General features: G+C 67.4%; 14 protein-coding genes and 1 pseudogene. 3 read left to right on the forward strand and 12 right to left on the reverse strand.

What is annotated here, in order from left to right; translation table 11 throughout:
- Positions 1–4 precede the first annotated feature (4 nt).
- Entirely contained in the window at positions 5–2,734 is a 2,730-nt protein-coding gene (acnA, locus tag ACIA8R_RS05080) for an aconitate hydratase AcnA (RefSeq protein WP_397036653.1), read from the forward strand.
- Positions 2,735–2,894: 160 nt separating this feature from the next.
- Here acnA and ACIA8R_RS05085 read toward each other — a convergent pair whose 3' ends face one another.
- Together ACIA8R_RS05085 and ACIA8R_RS05090 are read right to left on the reverse strand one after the other, a co-directional pair.
- On the reverse strand, positions 2,895–3,689 hold the full coding sequence (locus ACIA8R_RS05085) for an ABC transporter permease (RefSeq protein WP_364090082.1): 795 nt from the start codon (positions 3,687–3,689) through the stop codon (positions 2,895–2,897).
- 45 nt (positions 3,690–3,734) lie between these two features.
- A pseudogene (locus ACIA8R_RS05090) lies at positions 3,735–4,538 on the reverse strand (ATP-binding cassette domain-containing protein); the annotation flags it as partial.
- Between the two features lie 57 nt (positions 4,539–4,595).
- Between ACIA8R_RS05090 and ACIA8R_RS05095 the strand changes: the two are divergent.
- Positions 4,596–6,176 (forward strand): recombinase family protein, encoded by a 1,581-nt coding sequence (locus ACIA8R_RS05095; protein WP_397036655.1) that lies wholly within the window; start codon positions 4,596–4,598, stop codon positions 6,174–6,176.
- A gap of 517 nt (positions 6,177–6,693) precedes the next feature.
- On the opposite strand, the gene ACIA8R_RS05100 is transcribed toward ACIA8R_RS05095, so the two are convergent.
- From ACIA8R_RS05100 to ACIA8R_RS05145, 10 genes are all read right to left on the reverse strand, one after another.
- Complete coding sequence (locus ACIA8R_RS05100; RefSeq protein ID WP_397036657.1) at positions 6,694–8,187, reverse strand: replication initiator; 1,494 nt, start codon at positions 8,185–8,187, stop codon at positions 6,694–6,696.
- A gap of 59 nt (positions 8,188–8,246) precedes the next feature.
- A complete protein-coding gene (locus tag ACIA8R_RS05105; protein ID WP_397036659.1) occupies positions 8,247–8,468 on the reverse strand; it encodes a hypothetical protein in 222 nt (73 codons plus the stop codon).
- The gene (locus ACIA8R_RS05110) at positions 8,465–9,895 is read right to left on the reverse strand and encodes an FtsK/SpoIIIE domain-containing protein (RefSeq protein ID WP_397036661.1); all 1,431 of its coding nucleotides are present in this window, start codon (positions 9,893–9,895) and stop codon (positions 8,465–8,467) included. The genes ACIA8R_RS05105 and ACIA8R_RS05110 overlap by 4 nt, the downstream gene beginning before the upstream one ends.
- Before the next feature lie 256 nt (positions 9,896–10,151).
- Positions 10,152–10,868 carry a hypothetical protein gene (locus ACIA8R_RS05115; protein ID WP_397036663.1) on the reverse strand — a complete coding sequence of 239 codons (717 nt, stop codon included), beginning with the start codon at positions 10,866–10,868 and terminating at the stop codon, positions 10,152–10,154.
- A gap of 379 nt (positions 10,869–11,247) precedes the next feature.
- On the reverse strand, positions 11,248–11,676 hold the full coding sequence (locus ACIA8R_RS05120; RefSeq protein WP_397036665.1) for a plasmid replication, integration and excision activator: 429 nt from the start codon (positions 11,674–11,676) through the stop codon (positions 11,248–11,250).
- Between the two features lie 361 nt (positions 11,677–12,037).
- Entirely contained in the window at positions 12,038–12,463 is a 426-nt protein-coding gene (locus ACIA8R_RS05125; RefSeq protein ID WP_397036667.1) for an STAS domain-containing protein, read from the reverse strand.
- Between the two features lie 626 nt (positions 12,464–13,089).
- A complete protein-coding gene (locus tag ACIA8R_RS05130; RefSeq protein WP_397036669.1) occupies positions 13,090–13,818 on the reverse strand; it encodes an AAA family ATPase in 729 nt (242 codons plus the stop codon).
- Positions 13,819–13,820: 2 nt separating this feature from the next.
- Complete coding sequence (locus tag ACIA8R_RS05135; RefSeq protein WP_397036671.1) at positions 13,821–14,666, reverse strand: aminoglycoside phosphotransferase; 846 nt, start codon at positions 14,664–14,666, stop codon at positions 13,821–13,823.
- A gap of 12 nt (positions 14,667–14,678) precedes the next feature.
- The gene (locus ACIA8R_RS05140) at positions 14,679–15,638 is read right to left on the reverse strand and encodes a radical SAM protein (RefSeq protein WP_397036673.1); all 960 of its coding nucleotides are present in this window, start codon (positions 15,636–15,638) and stop codon (positions 14,679–14,681) included.
- A gap of 380 nt (positions 15,639–16,018) precedes the next feature.
- Positions 16,019–16,480 carry an ATP-binding protein gene (locus tag ACIA8R_RS05145; protein ID WP_397036675.1) on the reverse strand — a complete coding sequence of 154 codons (462 nt, stop codon included), beginning with the start codon at positions 16,478–16,480 and terminating at the stop codon, positions 16,019–16,021.
- 468 nt (positions 16,481–16,948) lie between these two features.
- Between ACIA8R_RS05145 and ACIA8R_RS05150 the strand changes: the two genes are divergently transcribed.
- Positions 16,949–17,803, forward strand: a complete 855-nt coding sequence (locus ACIA8R_RS05150) for a helix-turn-helix domain-containing protein (protein ID WP_397036677.1) — start codon at positions 16,949–16,951, stop codon at positions 17,801–17,803.
- Positions 17,804–17,806 lie beyond the last annotated feature (3 nt).

A 17,806-nucleotide genomic window follows, 5' to 3' on the forward strand; every position in this document is an offset into this window, starting at 1 on the left:
CACCGTGTCCGCGAACAGCTTCGGCAGCCGTGACACGCTACGTGTCGGAGACGCGGCGTACGAGATTTTCCGGCTTGACGCCGTCGAGGGCGCCGCACGCCTCCCGTACAGCCTGAAGATCCTGCTGGAGAACCTCCTCCGCACCGAGGACGGCGCCAACATCACCGCCGACCACATCCGTGCGCTCGGCGGCTGGGACCCGAACGCGACGCCCAGCGTGGAGATCCAGTTCACCCCGGCCCGCGTCATCATGCAGGACTTCACCGGCGTCCCCTGCGTAGTCGACCTGGCCACCATGCGCGAGGCCGTGCGCGACCTGGGCGGCGACGCCTCCAGGATCAACCCGCTCGCGCCCGCCGAGATGGTCATCGACCACTCCGTCATCGTCGACTACTTCGGCCACCCCGACGCCTTCCAGCGCAACGTCGAGCGCGAGTACGAGCGCAACCGCGAGCGCTACCAGTTCCTGCGCTGGGGCCAGACGGCCTTCGACGAGTTCAAGGTCGTGCCGCCCGGCACCGGCATCGTCCACCAGGTCAACATCGAGCACCTCGCCCGCGTGGTCATGATCCGCGACGGCAAGGCCTACCCCGACACCTGCGTCGGCACCGACTCCCACACCACGATGGAGAACGGCATCGGCGTGCTCGGCTGGGGCGTCGGCGGCATCGAGGCGGAGGCCGCGATGCTCGGCCAGCCGATCTCCATGCTGATCCCGCGCGTGGTCGGCTTCAAGCTCAGCGGCAAGCTGCCCGCCGGCGCCACCGCCACCGACCTGGTCCTGACGATCACCGAGATCCTGCGCAAGCACGGCGTGGTCGGCAAGTTCGTCGAGTTCTACGGCGAGGGCGTCTCCTCCGTGCCGCTGGCCGACCGGGCCACGATCGGCAACATGAGCCCCGAGTTCGGATCCACCTGTGCCATCTTCCCGATCGACGGCCAGACCATCGACTACCTGCGCCTGACCGGCCGCTCCGAGGAGCAGGTCGCGCTGGTCGAGGAGTACGCCAAGGCCCAGGGCCTCTGGCTCGACCCGCAGGGCCCCGAGCCGGTCTTCTCCGAGTACATCGAGCTCGACCTCAGCACGATCGTCCCGTCGATCGCCGGCCCCAAGCGCCCGCAGGACCGCATCGAGCTGTCGGCGGCCAAGGACGCCTGGCGCCGCGACGTCCAGAACTACGTGGCCGACGGCGTCGACGAGGAGGGTGAGGAGTCCTTCCCGGCCTCCGACGCGCCCGCCTCCAACGCCCGCGCCGACGGCGGCCGGCCGCACAAGCCGGTCCCGGTCACCTCGGCCGACGGCACGTCGTTCGAGATCGACCACGGCATCGTGTCGATCGCGGCGATCACCTCGTGCACCAACACCTCCAACCCGTACGTCATGCTCGGCGCGGCGCTGCTGGCCCGCAACGCCGTGGAGAAGGGCCTGACCCGCAAGCCGTGGGTCAAGACCTCGCTGGCCCCGGGTTCGCAGGTCGTCACCGGCTACTTCGAACGCTCCGGGCTGCAGTCGTACCTCGACAAGCTCGGCTTCAACCTGGTCGGCTACGGCTGCACCACCTGCATCGGCAACTCGGGCCCGCTGCCCACGGAGATCTCCGACGCCATCCAGGCCAACGACCTCGCGGTCACCGCGGTCCTGTCCGGCAACCGGAACTTCGAGGGCCGCATCAACCCCGACGTCAAGATGAACTACCTGGCCTCGCCGCCGCTCGTGGTGGCCTACGCGCTGGCCGGCACGATGGACATCGACCTCGACAACGAGCCCCTCGGGCTCGGCTCCGACGGGCAGCCGGTCTACCTCAGGGACGTCTGGCCCGCGCCGGAGGAGATCGCGGCCGTGGTCAACTCCTCGATCGGCCGTGACATGTTCGAGCGCGACTACGCCGACGTGTTCAAGGGCGACGACCACTGGCGCTCGCTGCCGATCCCGACCGGCAACACCTTCGAGTGGGATCCGTCCTCCACGTACGTGCGCAAGGCCCCCTACTTCGAGGGCATGCCGGAGAAGCCGGAGCCGGTGACCGACATCCCGGGCGCCCGCGTGCTGGTCAAGGTCGGCGACTCGGTCACCACCGACCACATCTCGCCGGCCGGCTCCATCAAGGTCGGCACCCCGGCCGCCCAATACCTGCAGGCCAACGGCGTCGAGGTCAGAGACTTCAACTCCTACGGCTCGCGGCGCGGCAACCACGAGGTGATGATCCGCGGCACGTTCGCCAACATCCGCCTGCGCAACCAGATCGCGCCGGGCACCGAGGGCGGCTACACCCGCGACTTCACCCAGGCCGATGGCCCGGTGTCGTTCATCTACGACGCCTCGGTCAACTACGCCGAGGCCGGCACGCCGCTGGTGGTGCTGGCGGGCAAGGAGTACGGCTCGGGCTCCTCGCGCGACTGGGCGGCCAAGGGCACCGCGCTGCTCGGCGTGCGCGCCGTGATCGCCGAGTCCTACGAGCGCATCCACCGCTCCAACCTGATCGGCATGGGCGTGCTCCCGCTGCAGTTCCCCGAGGGGGCCACGGCCGACTCGCTCGGACTGACCGGCGAGGAGACGTTCGACATCACCGGCGTCGAGGCGCTCAACGGGGGCGGCATCCCGTCCACGGTGCACGTCAAGGCCGGTGACGTGGAGTTCGACGCGGTCGTCCGCATCGACACTCCCGGCGAGGCCGACTACTACCGGCACGGCGGCATCATGCAGTACGTCCTGCGCTCGCTGCTGACCAACTAGGAACTTCCCGAGTCCGCGTCCGGTCAAGAGCCGGACGCGGGCCGGGGACGGGGCGCGGATCCTCACGCGCCCGCATCGGGGGTATCACCCGACCCGTGAGAGCCGTCCGGCGGAACACCCTCCGCCGGGCGGCCCTCCGCTGTTCACCGGCCCTTTCCGGTCACCGGCTGGACGTGCGGTACCGGTGGGTCGCCAGCGGGGCGAAGATCGCGATGAGCGCCACCGACCACAGCAGGCTCGCCGCGACCGGATGCCGCAGCGGCCAGACCGAGCCCGCCGAGGTGGGGTTGCCGAACAGGAGACGGGCGGCGGCCACGGTCGCGCTCATCGGGTTCCAGTCGGCCACCGGCCGCAGCCAGGCGGGCAGTCCCTCGGTGGGCACGAACGTGTTGGCCAGGAAGGTCATCGGGAACAACCAGCCGAACGTGGCGGCGTCGGCCTGCGCGCCGCTGCGCACGTACAGGCCGATGTAGGTGCCCACCCAGATCATCGCCAGGCCGAACAGCGCCAGCAGCCCGAACGCCGCCGCCGTCCGGCCCGGCGAGCCGTGCGGACGCCATCCGGCCAGGAACACGGCCGCCGCCACCATCGCGGCCAGCGACATCAGGTGCATCGACAGGTCGGCCACGCTGCGCCCGATGAGCACGGCGCTGCGGGCGATGGGCTGCGCGCGGAACCTGTCGATGATCCCGCGTTCCATGTCCTCGCCCACGGCGGTGGCGGCCGCGGTCGCCGTCATGGCCATGACCTGCATGAAGATGCCCGGCATGAGGAAGTCGCGGTAGTCGCCGCCGCCGGGGAGGGTGATCGCGCTGCCGAAGACGTACCCGAACAGCACGGTCATGAGGATGGGGAACACCAGGAAACCGGCGATCTCTCCCGGTTGGGCCCGCCATCGCGAGTACGTGCGGCCCGCGATGGTCAGGGAGTCGCTGACGGTCCAGCGCAGGTTCATGCTCGTGGCTCCTGTCAGGGGGCAGGCTGTCGGGCGGTCAGGCGGTCAGGCGGTCAGGCGGAGGAAGACCTCGTCGAGGGTCGGACGGCGGAGCGCGAGGTCCTCGACGGCGATCCCGGCCGCGTCCAGGGCGCGGGCGACGCGGACGAGCGACTGCGCCCCGTCGGGAGCCGGCAGCGTCACCCGCGTCCCGCCCGGCTCCGGCACCAGCCCGGCCCCGAGCCGGGCCCCGAGCCCGAGCGTCCTGAGGCCCGTCTCCACGTCTCCGGGCTCGCGGAAGACGATCTGGACGCGGTCGCCGCCGACCTGCTTCTTGAGCGCGCCGGGGGAGCCCGCCGCCGCGACCCTGCCCTCGCGCAGCACCACGACCTGGTCGGCGAGGTGGTCGGCCTCGTCGAGGTACTGGGTGGTCAGCAGCAGCGTGGTGCCCTCGCTGACCAGGTCGCGCAGGGCCTGCCAGAGCTGGAGGCGGCTGCGCGGGTCGAGGCCGGCGGTCGGCTCGTCCATGAACAGCACGGGCGGCGCGACGATCAGGCTCGCGGCCAGGTCGAGCCGCCGCCGCATCCCGCCCGAGTACGTCCTGACCAGCCGCCGCCCGGCCTCGGCCAGCCCGAACCGTTCCAGCAGCTCGTCGGCCCTGCTCCTGGCCCTGGCCCTGGACAGGTGGTAGAGGCGGCCGAACAGCTCCAGGTTGCGCCGGCCGGTCAGCAGCTCGTCCACGGCGGCGTGCTGTCCGGCCAGGCCGATGCGGAAGCGCAGCCGCGCCGCGTCGCGCACCACGTCGAGCCCGGCGACCTCGGCCCGGCCGCCGTCCGGGCGGAGCAGGGTGGCCAGGATGCGCACGGTCGTCGTCTTGCCGACAACTAGAGTAGGACCCCTAAGGCAGTTACAGAGGGGAGTAGATTAGTGACGGAGAAGCAAAACCCCCTGGTCGGAGGCGGCGTCAAAGTCTGGCCGCTCAACGACGAGGACGCTCCGCCCGCGTCCGTTCCTCCGTGCGTCGCGGGCATCTATCTGCGTATCTCCGACGACGATGAGGGCCTGGAGCTTGGAGTCAAGCGGCAAGACGGCGACGTGCTGAAGAAGGCCATAGAGGCAGGCGCGACCGAAGTCCGCCGCTACTGCGACAACGACATCGGGGCGTCTACCCGCTCCAAGAAGCCCCGTCCGGACTACGACCGGTTGATGACCGACGCCAACAGCGGCGAGCTGGACTTGATCGCGTATTACACCAACTCACGGCTCACACGCAGGCCCGCCGAGTACGAAGGCGTGATCAAGACCGTGGAGGCCACCTCTGTCCGCCTGGTGTCGGTGAAGTCCGGGCACATCGATCTGACCACGGCGGACGGGCGGATGTTGGGCCGGATTCTGGCCGCTGCCGACGCTGCCGAGGCCGAGCGCATCGGGGAACGGGTGACGCGCAAGCACGAGGAGCGCCGCGAACACGGCCTACCGCACGGGGGTGGCCCCATCCTGGGATACCTGCCACCCGACCCCGCCCGAGGCATCGGCTACATGACCCACCGCGACCCGAGAGCGGTCAAGTACCTCAACGACGGCGCGGACATGGCCCTCAACGACGCGGGCTGGACCGCGATCATGGACTATTGGAACGCCGAAGGGTTCCACCGGCTCAACGGCACCCCGTGGCGGACCCGTGACGAGGTCAAGGCAACGCTACTCGCACCCAAGCGGGCCGGTCTCGTCGCCCACGCGGACAAGATCATTGGCGCAGGAACATGGCCCGCCATCATCTCAGTCGAAAAGTGGGAAAAGCTCTCCACCAAGTTCCCGATGATCGAGAGAGAGCAAGGCAACGCGAACCGCCAAGGCAAGCGCCGCCGCTCCAATCCCGCACTTGCCAAGCCCGGCCAGGGAGCGCGGAAGCACAAGAACAGCGGATTGATCATCTGCGGACGGTGCGCGGCCAAGATGCGCGTCAAGCAGCCCGGAGGCTCCCGCCAAGACATGTACGTGTGCGCCAAGGGCATCGGTGGTTGCGGGAAGATGGGCCGCAACAAGGCATGGGTGGACGGTTTGATCAACGCCTACGTCATCGCCCGCATCGAAGAGGAGTACGCCACCACCGCAACCGAAGCAGTGGACGTCGCCCAAGTCGAGCGGCTGAAGAAGGAGATCAGCGACCGGGAAGCGCTGATAGACGAGGCGCTGAAGACCGCCAAGGACCCCAGCATCCCCGGCTACACGTTCGCCGACGCCGGGCGATCCATGCGCGAACTGCGGCTAGAGATCGACGACTTCAAGCGCCAGCTTGGAGAGGAGATCTCCAAAGAGAAGGTGATCACCACCAGCAAAGACGAACTGATCGCCACATGGCTGGACGAGACCCCCGCCACCATCGAGGCCCGCGCGGCGATCGGCCGCCGCTACATCGAACACGTCATGATTCACGCGCTCCCCCGTAAGGGGCGATGGACTCCCGCCAGCTACCCCGCCGACTGCATCACCATCATCGGCAAGTAGCAGCTCAGCCCCACTGCCGCAGACCTCACCGAGCCCCGGACCCGCCGACATGATCCGGGGCTTTGCCCTCATCAGGACCCCTGACGTCCCGTCTTCCGCAGGTGAACCACCAGCCCTGTCAACGCCCGGTTGCGCTCTTCCCGGTCAGCCGCAGAAGCGGCCTGAGCATCGCGCGTCGCCTGATCACGCACCGCAGCCAGCAGCGCCGGGGAGACACCCCCCGAGCCATCCCGGGCGCGCTGGTTACCCCGCCGAGGCTTGCCCGCCCGGCTTCCGTCCCCCCGGCCAAGATCATCAGCCCGGGGCGCCCCCTGCCCCGCGCTGTCGGCGTCCCGCCCACCCGCCCCAGCGTCCGTTGTGGCTGACCGCCGCACCTGCTCTCCCGCCTCCTCAAGACAGACAGAAGTGGTGCCTTCGGCGCTGCCTCCCTGAGAGCGCCCCTCCTCCGGGACCGGACCCGCCGCCCCGCATGCCGGGCTCATCTCCTCCAGGTCGAACAGCGGTAGCTGCGTCTCCGTCATCGCCCCACCCCTTCCCGCACGCTCCCCGGTCCTTCGCTCGTATCGCTCCCGTCTCCTGCTCCCGCAGCCTGCCTGCGTCTCCACCGCTGCCGTTCGGCCACCAGCACCAGCACCCGCACATGCAACGGCGCTACATCCTGATCGCTCGCACTGGCCAGAGCCCAGATATACCGGCCCGGATCGTCCTGCACCGCCTCATCGGTGATGCCCAGCGCCTCCAGCACCCAGGCCCGCCGATCCCGCACATGCGCCCCCAGCGTCCGGCCCGACCACCGACGCGACACCAGCACCCGCCGCCCCCCGTAACCGAGGTGTTCCGGACGGTGCGCCTTGCCCCGGCATCGACCCGGCACCATGCCCGCCTTGGCGTCCTTCGGCTGCACCCCATACCGCAGCCAGTTCGCACACCCCGGCGAACACGGCTCGAACCGCAACGCCTCCAGCAACCGCGCCGCATGCGCCCGCCGAGCCCGCCCCTTGGCCCCAACCGCATCTACCGCATCCGCACCCAGACTCTTGGTCAGGTACTTGGACAGGTACCGGATGCACTGATCGGCATCCCGCGTCCCAGCCAGCACCCCCCGGATATCGGCCTGACTCCCGAACCGCGCCACATGCAGCGGCACAGCATCGCGATCCTCAGCCAGCCGATCCAGCGCCTCATCCCACGTCGTCAGAACCTCACCGGTCTCCGCATCGACGTAACCCACGCCCTTCACCCACACCGGCAGCCGACCCGCCTCATAGACGACCCGATCAACCGAGGGCCACCACACCTGGTGATACGTGGCCTCGATCACCTGACGCAGCTCCGCACGCGGCAACGTGCCCCGCACCGCCATGTGAAGATGCGGCGCAAGCCGCTTCTGAAACTCCACCACCGCGAAGTACTGCACCTCCCACCCCGCGACCCGGCGAAGGTTCTGCACGAACCGGTCCACCAGCTTGGAGAAGTGCAACGCATCCCGCGCCGCCCGCGCGTAGTCGTAGCCGTCACGATCTACCGGCACCCCCGCCCGCACCCGCCCATAAGACGGCAGCGTCAGCGTGACGAACAGCGACGGCCGATACACCTTCCCGCCATCAGAGGTGAACGTCCGCCCCAGCGTCCCCCCGCTCTTGTCGCGCTTGGGCAGCTTCGGCGCGTCTTGCCGCCGCCGCGTCGAACGCACCCGCCGACCCCCGGCCCCGGGCTGCGTCTCCCCCTCTCCCGCGGAGTCGATCATGAATCGGCCGGCAGAGCCCTCAACCGGCTCCCCGTCCCCGTCCCCGTCAGGGCCGCTCTCCGGTTCCTCCTCCAGGTGCCAGCCCTCCCGGCACTGAGCCATTCGAGCTTGCCGAATCCGCTTCGCGCACGATGGGCAGGCGCTCTCCAGCCGCGCCCCGCACGCCACCGACACGATCCGGCTCCGGCCGGTCGCCGTGTCCAGCACCCGCATGGGCACCGGACGCACGCACACCCCGTTCTCGATCGCGACCAGCGCAGCCACATCCGGAGTGACGAGCCGTGTACCCACCAACGCACACGGCCCGCCAGCCGCAGCCTCCGTCAAGCAACCCCCCTCTCCCCGTCGAACCCGTCGCCGGACTCCCCGCCGAAGTCCTCACCGTCGCTGTCGTGGTCGTGGTCGTGGTCGGCCAGACCATCGGTCCAGGCCCGCGCCTGACACGCCCGGCATTCCACGACCCCCGCCGACACATCCAGCACGAGCGCGTCTTCCTCCCCGCAAGCGCTACAGCGCAGCCCCCACAGCCGTTCCTCGTACCTCACACCGCCCCCTCGATCCCATAGCGGCCTTCCATGTCCTTGATGTCGGCGTCGCTGACGTAGGCCGCCCGAACCCGGACCGGGGTCGGGTTGTTCTCCAGCCGGACGAACCCGATACCGGAACCGACCTGCGGATTGTCAGGGTCGCGGGGGATCTGATCGGCCAGCGCACCCCGGTCCCGCGCCCCGTCCCCGAGGACCATGTCCACCTGTTCGGCCTCATCCAGCCGCAGCGCCACCCGATCGGGGAACAGATTGCGGATGGACAGCACGTCCTTGCGCGGGTCCTGCAACGCCGCCACCACCCCGACCCCCACGGCCCGGCCTTGCGTGGTGAGCGTGGACAGCGCCGACATGATCCGCGACCTGAGGTTGCGATCCGGCTGGTAGGCGGTCAGGAACGCCACCTCATCCACGATCACCAAAATGAACGGATCCCGCGTGGTCGGCTCGTGATCACGGCGAACTCCCGCATACCGCCCGGCGCGTTCCTGCATCACCTCCACCGCTTGCTCCAGCAGCAGTGCGCATGCCGTTGCCGAGGAGGCATACCGGTGAAACAGCGTCTGACCGTAAGACAGCTCCATCACTTTGGGATCCAGCGCCCACAGCTCGGCCAGCCCTTCGGCGACGGCGGGCAGCAGCCCGCGCACAATGCTCCACAGCCACGAGCCCTTGCCCGACCCGGTCCCGCCCGCGATCAGCACATGCGTGCCATGCACCTTGAGCCAGTACCGCCGCCCGGTCTCATCCAGCCCGATCTCCACCTTGCGCACGCTCGTGTGAACCGGATACGGCAACGCCGCCAACGGCACGGCGAGCGCGTCCTTACGCGGGAAGAACAGCAGCAGCCAACCCGGCCGAAGCACCACCATCCGGCACGAGACCGCGCCGAACCCATGCGCGAGGTTGCCGCCCTTGGTGGCCCAGTCCTCATCGGACTGACCGCCCAGCATCTTGACCGTGACCCTGTCGGCCCACGGCCCGGACCGGACCTTGACCAGATCCGGCAGGAACCCCCGCCCGCCGACCGAATGCCCCAGCCCGGAGACCGCCATCACCCCGCGCCAGCGACGCCGGTACACGCCCATCCACCGCAGCCAGCTCACCACCGGCCAGCGCACCCACGCATCGAAGGAAGCGCGCCACAGCGACCACCAGCACGCCAGCAGGAACACCACCACCGCCAGCCCTGACAGCGTGGCCTTCCAGCCGAAGAAGTACAGCCCCGCCCCCAACTCGGCGGCCAGGACGCAGGCCACCGGATGCCGCCACACCAGGCGCACCAAGGAAGTGATGACCTTGGACAGATGACCGATGAGGAAGACGATGCCCGGCGTCCGCACCACGACGGGCCGGTAATGAATCGAGGTGTCCGGACGGGTAGAGACGACGTTTTCGACCTGATCACCAGGAAGTTTGCGAAGCACCGAACCACGCACCTTTCAAGGAGGGAAGGGCCGGAGCAGCCCGGTTGATATCGATCACCGGGCAGCCCCGTCAGATCACGCGCCCATCGGTAGCGGACGCGCAGGCCATACATCTGGCCAGGTCAACGCAGGTGCCGTGACGAGGCCGGCGGAACTCGCTCACGCTCGCCCTACGGGTGGCCTTCGGCCATTCCGCCGGCCTCGTCACTCCCGCCGCTCACCGGTCGGGATGCCTGATCAGTGGTGCGTGACCCCGCTAGATCTCACGCACGCAGGTGGCGGGTACGTAGCCGTACTTGCTTCCGTTGACGATCCGGCCAGAGATGACCTGGTGCCAGTCCCGGCCAGCCCGCCCGCACTTGCGGTTGGCGTAGCGCGACCAGTCGTTGCCGATGAGCGAGCAGACCCCCTCAATGAGAGTCCCGCGCTTGACGACCCGGATGATTCGCTTGTTCGGGAAGTCCCGGATGGCGACCTTCCGCCCGGTGACCAGGAGCTTCGGACACCTCATCGCCGCCAGGTGCGTCACGTGACGCGCACTGCTGTGAGTGGCGGCCGGAACCGCTGATACCGGCAGCTCCCGCACACAGGACGCGGGCACGTAGCCGAACAGGCTTCCGCCGAAGGTCCGACGACCGGAGATGACCTTGTACCAGTCGTAGCCGCCACGCCCGCACTTGGGCGCGTGGTACGGCCCGTTGGGGTGGACGAGCGTGCAACTCGTCAGAACGGTCCCGCGCCGTACCGTGTCCAGGATCGCGGCGTTGAAGAACGGGTACTTCCGGACCCCGACCCGGCCCCCCATGACCTGGAGCCGCCAGCAGGCCGACGCCGACTTACGGACGGCGCTCCCCGCCGTGCCACTCCCCGTGGCGTGCGCGGTGCTGTGTGCGGTGGCCGGGCCCGCCATCGATACCGGCCCCAGCACACCGGCCAGGACGCCGACGGCCAGCAGTGTGGACAGCTTGAACATGATGGTTCTCCCCTGGGTGTGGAAGATGACCCCCTCAGACAGCGGATCGCGCATGTCAGAGGGGACGCGGACAGCGCCGCCCCGCCCCGGCACACGCCAAGACAGAGCCGCCAGCCTGACCACGGAAAAGGACCCGCGCGAATCAGCGCAGCGCGGATACGCAGCCCTCAGCACACCACCGGCACCCACCAACGCGCCGGTACCGCCGAGCGGCAGTGTTAGGCGGGGATCAGCCCCGCACAGACGCCGGACGAACGGCCGCCCGATCTATGCCACGCCGCCACCGTGGACGGCCCGGCCCCCCTCCCACAGGGCAGGACCACCAAGGCCCGCCCCGGACGCACACCCGCCCCGCAGGCGAGCATCTTCGCGCCGGTCATCAGACGGTGTCCTTCACGCCGCCCCGACCCGGCTTCGCGCCTTGCTCCGGCGCGGCATGCAGGCCCGTGGCCTTGAACGAGTAGGCCATACGGCCCTGCCCGTTGACGTACGGAGTCACCGTCAACCCGTCGAACACGACAGGGACGAACGGCAGCCCCGCCATTCCAGCCGGGGGAGCGGGAATCTTCGGCTCAACCCCGGATACGATCTTGACTGCGACCGCCTTGACGGACGCCTTGAGCGACGGGTCGGCGTCCATCACCGGCACCGCCCACATCAGCTCACCCGACACCTTGTCCCGCGCCGCGACGTGACGGTCCTTGGTGGACGCATCGAAGTCCAGCACTGGGGAGATCTCCCCCACGACATAGCAGCCGTGCGGGAACACCATCTCATGCGAAACAGGAATCGCACCTTGTAGAGCCATCTAACTCCCTGAGGCCGTCGAACAGTTCCTACCTCTGAGTAACGAACCATGTACCCCGCGAGTTCCTTTATTCCCGCAGCTCAAAGCACCATTACGGCGATTGCGGACGCCCGCAAAGAAGGGCGAGAACGCCCTAAAGCGCGCGATAAGCACACACATCCACTCCCGAATGTGGACCCATACGCGGCATTAACCCTAATGATCTACTGTTCACGGCCGCGATAAGGGATTCAGTGTGATCTACGTCACACTTACGGGGAAGCAATTGTGTCGGTCACATCGGCAAGTAAGTTCCCGGATCCCGCTCGGGATGGTTACGCTTGCGCGGTGGGGTCGTCCCGGTCTGAGCCGCTGTCGCGGCTCAGGCGGGGCCGCGCTCGTCGGGAGACTGCTCGGCTGCTGGTCGAGGTCCAGCCTGAACGACCTGAATGGCCTCCTCCACCGACGCCTCCACCTGGAACGCGGTCAGCAGGCCAGTGATGTCCAAGACGCGCTCCAGATGGGGCGGCATGCCCGACAACACCAAGGTGCTCTGCTGTTCCCGACTCTGGCGCAGCAGCAGCACCAGCACGCCGACACCCATCGAATCGCAGAACGTCAGCCCGCTCAGATCCACCACCAGCCCGCCCGACTGCGTCATCGCCCACGCCTCCCTGATCTGCTGCTTCAGCGGCCCGGCAGAGGCGTAATCGAGGTCACCGACAGCGCGCGCGACGATGAAGCCCTCATGCAATCCGATCGAAACCGTGGACCGTTCGTCAGGACCGTTGCCGTCATCGACGCTCATGGCTCACCATCCTTGGCCCTTGCCCGCGCGGCGGACAAGTAAAAGCTGCCCGTCACCCTGTCCTGTGCTAGACATCGACGCCACCGAGCGGCCATCACCACCGCCGCCCCTCTCGCAAGTTGCCGAATTATTCTTATGGGTATCAAGGGGCGGCCCCGCTCCCCGCCGCACCCCGGCGGGCGACGCCCGCCGGGCCGCCCGGCCAGCGGATCCGGGCATGCGGCCTGGGGGCCGGTCCCGGCCCGCGCCGTACGACCCGGCGCGCGCAACCCGCCGCCCGCCGACCAGCCGCCCCGCCGCCCCCATCGACCCCGCCGACCGCAGCACGCACAGCCGCCCTCCATGGCCCAACGTCCAGTATTCAAGATCAACAAGAAGGTGCCGCGGGAACGTCCATGATCAACTTTCCGCCGCGTCAGCGCCGGCCGCACTCACTTCGTTCGCCCTCCGGGTGACCTTCGGTCATGCCGCCGGCCCTGCCGCTCACCACCACGTGAAGGCCGTACCACCGCGAGACGTACCCAGCTTCACTCACCGAGCCCAAGTTCCTCTGTTCGCACATCCTCCTCCGCCGCCAGGCTCGAACTCCTGGACAGGCAGGCTGACGACCGCCATCCGTTCCCGTCTCAGTCCACGTCCAGCGCGTATCGCAGGTAGAAATCCGGCTTGGCAAGGAACCGCCGCCAGTGGTCAACCAATTGAAGGCTCTCCCACGCTGCCGGATGAATGCCGTCCTCGTTCAGTTCGATGATCTGCGCACCCGGCAGGCTGGCAAGGACCGGCGAATGAGTCGCGCAGATAATCTGCCCGCCCTCTCCCGCAACCCGGTTCATGAGCGCGACCAAGCGCAGGCACGACTGGAACGACAGAGCCGCTTCGGGCTCGTCCATCAGATACAGCCCCGGCCCCGACACCATACGTTCGAGCACAGTGAAGAACCCTTCACCGTGGGACTGCTCCGCAAGGTCGCCTTCCCAGAAGCCATGCATGCCTGACACGTTCTGCCCGAGGTTGAACAGCGTCTCGGCGCGGAAGAAGAATCCACGTCGCTTGGTGCGAGGACCGTGCAGCAGCCGCAACCCCGTGGACGTGAGTTCGGCGTCAAGGACTTCCCCGAGCGGGGTGAGGTCACCCGTCGAGGAGTACTTCGTTCCCGCCTTACCGCCTTCAGAGTTGATGCCGCACACATCGGCAATGGCCTCGACCACCGTTGACTTCCCCGACCCGTTCTCGCCCACCAGGAAGGTAACCGGACGGGTGAAGGTCAGCCCATGCTCAACAAGGTGGCGCACCGGAGGCAGCCCGCCAGACCAGCCGCCCGGCAGGCGTGAAGCCGTAAGCCGCGTCAACAGCACCGTTACCTCCTCTCCGCCTCATCCAAAAGCCGATGTGCGTGAGCCCGCACAGGCCGTTGCAACTCGCCGTAGTCATCCACACGATAGCCACGGCTGAGGATGTGAGCTGCGGCGCTGAGCTGAGCGACAAGGCCGGTAGGCGTGTCCAATAGATCGGCGAACACCTCGTGCACCTTCTCAGCCGCTTCAGGCACAAGGAGGGTGTGACAGTAGAGCAACGCCGCACCGTACCCGGCCGGGGCGGCCCCCCAGTACTCCCAATCCAAAATCCACAGTCGTGGGCTGGTCAGATTGGCCCAGTGCAGATCAGTGTGCTCAGTGCGCAAGGTCGGGCTCGGCAAGTCCAAACGGCGCGCGTACAAGTCTTCAAGCCTGCCCACAACAGTGTCCGGGGCATGTTCGCCCCGGTTGGTAGGATGCGCAGCCAACCTGTCCAGCGCCGCCCGCAGATCTGCCCACCACGTGTCTGGAGCAGCGAAGGGCTGTAGCAGCTCAGATGTAGCAGAGCACGGCTTGTCCGGAACGTAGGTCATCAGCTCGGCGTAGATGCCGACCGGCGGTTCGTCCCACTCCATGCGCGCCAGGACTTCCGGCTTCGGCAAGCCCTGGATGTCGGCCGCGTCGAGGTTGCCCGTCCATGCCTCACTCTGAGTCCAGTCGTGATGCTCAGCAGTGGCACGCAACCAGAATCGGCCGCCGCTGGAGGTGACGGCCGATCCAATGGTGCGGTCGCGCCAGCCGAACACCACATCACCGGTGAGGGTCACGCCCAACCCCGTCGCCCCCTCACGGAGCACACGACGCAGGAACGCGCGCTGCCCGCTCGACTCATGATGTTCGCTGGTCACGCAGTATTTTCCCTACTTGGTTGGACGGCACTGATTGGGCTTGCAGCTCCTGCTAGGGTCGCACAGCCGTTTGTCCGGGCTACATGAGCCGTAGGAGGGGCTGCAGCCCTGACGTGGCCCGCACGGGGTCTTGGACTGCGGTGAGCAGGCCGGGCTACATGACGGGCCGCACCTTGGATTGCATTCGTCCGGCCCGCACTTGCCCCTTACCTCGAAGGCTTCCCGAAGCCGACCCGTGGTCTCCTCGAACTGCTGACTGGCAAGGATCTCGGCGAGCGGCGTGCGTCGAACGTTGCCGATTGGCAGCCAGCGGGAGAAGACGCACGGCCACACCTCGCCCGTGGGCGAGATGGCGATCTGCTGGTCTCCGCACCTGCCGCAGAGCTGATCGAGGCCCGGCCCGTTCTCCCGAACGCCGCGCCCGACCTCTCGAAGGTCGTCGTAGCCGACATCATCGACCCCGAGATCTTCGAGAACCGCGATTCCCTGCTGACTGCGCTGCCCTTCAAGTACGCCGACCACACCCGCGCGAAGCGGAATGCCGAGCTCACGAGCACGGGCGATGTTCTTCGTGGTGACCTTGTGGGAGGGACGCTTGGTGATCGCCTCGTGTTCGTCAGCCCGGTCCGAGTAATAGGAGGTCGCGAGCCGGACGCCCGGCAGGCGGAAGGTCTCCCACATCGCCGGTGTGACGTGGACGAGGTTGGTGTAGATCTCGACGCCCATCCCGTTGTCGAGCGCGTGTCGCACGAGTTCGGGCAACGCCGGGTAGAGCGTCGGCTCGCCCCCGATGAACTGGCCCATGGTCGCGCCAGCTTCCCGGGTCTGCGTGATGACGCGTCGCCAGTCGGTGACGGTCATGGTTCCATGGGTTCCATCAGGACCCGATGAGGCATAGCAGTGATCACAGGCGAGTTGACATTTGCCTGAGACCTCCCACCATGCGAAATCGAGAATAGCCGCCTTCTGCACAGCGCCTCCTATGAATTGGAGTTGATGGGGTTGAATTGCCTCGCTTGACCTGACCACCCCCATTCACCGTGTCTCCTTTTATCGAACGTGGCCGAAAAGCAGAGCGCTCCACATGGCATCCGCAGCGCGGTCATTCCAGCGCCCGGTTTCGTGGACCACCTTCGATCCCTTGAGCGTCTGGGTCCGACGGATGTAACGCGCTCCGCCGAGCGTGACCAACTCGTATACGACTGGCTGACAGTCGCAGGTCCACCGCAACACCCGCGCCCCGGACTCTCCCTCGCGCGGATCCCCCCACTCCAGCGGCTCGTACTCGGATGCGACGGGGACGTGTGGCGACTCGCAACGCGGCGGATGCCAGCCCGATCGGACCACCTGACTCACACCCCGATCTCTCGCGTCAGTTCGTCGCTGGTTGCCTCGTGCAGGCACACGGTGTCTATTGCCGTGGTGAACTCCGCCCAGACGGTGAGTTGCCGAGAGTGTCCCAACCGGCGTAGTCCCCATGCGGTCGAGACATCCTCGACGAGCTTCAAACCCCGGCCGCGCAGATCCAGGTTCTCCGGCGAACGCGGGCGCGGAACGGTGTCCGCGCCGTCATCGGTCACCTCTATCCGAGCCCGGCTCGCACCGCCGCTCACAACATCCACCGTGACGAGGCCACCGCCGAGACCCGAGGCGGTGTGCTGAATGGCGTTTGAGACCAACTCGCTGACGATGAGCTGTGCGTTGTTCGTGTCTTGGTGACCTGCGCCCGAGAGGATCGCTGCGACGATGCGCCGAGCCACCGGCACCACCCACGTTTCGCCGGGGAAAACCATCTCGCTCAGAAACCGCTCCATCCCTGCGCCTCCTCCCAGACCCGCGTAACCGCGTCCTCGTCGTACGCGGCCACGCACTGACGCCGACCGTGACCCCATGTGAAGATCCATTCCTTGCCTCTTAGGGCGGCCCGCACCCGCAACGCCTCCCGCGCCCGAGGGATGGAGATGAACGGCTCTCGCCTTCGTGGCCACTCCACGACCAATCCCAGCCCGAGCCGGGAGAGATCCCACGACAATCGCATTAAGTGAACGAACTGTTCCTCATCGTGATCGAAGGAGCGCATGGAGACACCTCCCTTGCGTAACGGGCCATGTCAGACCAGAAGGGGCAGCACTCGCACCCCATCCATTGGCCGCCTTGGCTACACCTTGGGTTTAGAGAACGGTCGGCGCCGTGAAGCCCTACACTTTTGGAAGTTACCTCAGAAGCCCTGCCGTTGGTAGCTTCCACAGGAAGTTTCCAGTGGTAATTTCCATGGAGTCGAGATGTCGGCAGAGACGAGCCCCACAGTGCGTAGACGGCGACTCGCGTCCGAACTGCGCCGATTGAGAACCGAACGCGGAATGTCCATGCAGGCGGTGGCCGACCACATGGACATGACCACCGCATCTCTCAGCCGCATCGAGACCGGCCGGAGGGGCATCCGTCCTCGCGATCTCCGATCCCTTCTTGACCTGTACGAGATCGTCGATCCAGAACGTGAGGCGCTTCTTGCTCTCAGCCGGGAAGCTCAGCAAAAGGGCTGGTGGAAGCAGTACGGGAACGTCCTGTCCGGCGAGTACGCCACCCTGATCGGACTTGAAGCCGAGGCTGGCAGCGTGCAGAACTACGAACAGAGCCTTGTTCCGGGTCTCCTGCAAACCGAGGCGTACACGCGAGCGATCACCACCGCGTTCCGGCCCGGCGACTCGACGGACGAGATTGATCGGCTCGTCTCCGTCAGGCTCAAGCGCCAAGAACGCCTTGATGACAGTGACTTCAACCTCTCCGTGATCGTAAGTGAGGCCGTGCTGTGCCAGCACATAGGCGGTGCGGCCGTCAGGGCCGAGCAGCTGAGGCACCTGGTCGACGCAAACCGGAGAAGTAACGTCATGGTTCAGGTTCTGCCGTTCCGGGCTGGTGAGCATGCAGCCCTGACCGGTTCGTTCACCATCCTGCGGTTCCCGGGAACCAACAACATGGACATCGTGTACCTGGAGAACATGACCAGCGCCGTCTACCTGGAAGAAGCGCCAGAGGTGCACACCTACGAGTCGGTGTTCGACTACCTCAAGGCCAGCGCTCTGAGTCCAAACGACTCAGCATCTATGCTGATAGAAGTAGCGGAACGCCTCGCGTGACGC

The sequence above is a fragment of the Nonomuraea sp. NPDC051191 genome (assembly GCF_044455665.1).
In the GTDB taxonomy this organism is placed as follows: Bacteria; Actinomycetota; Actinomycetes; order Streptosporangiales; family Streptosporangiaceae; genus Nonomuraea.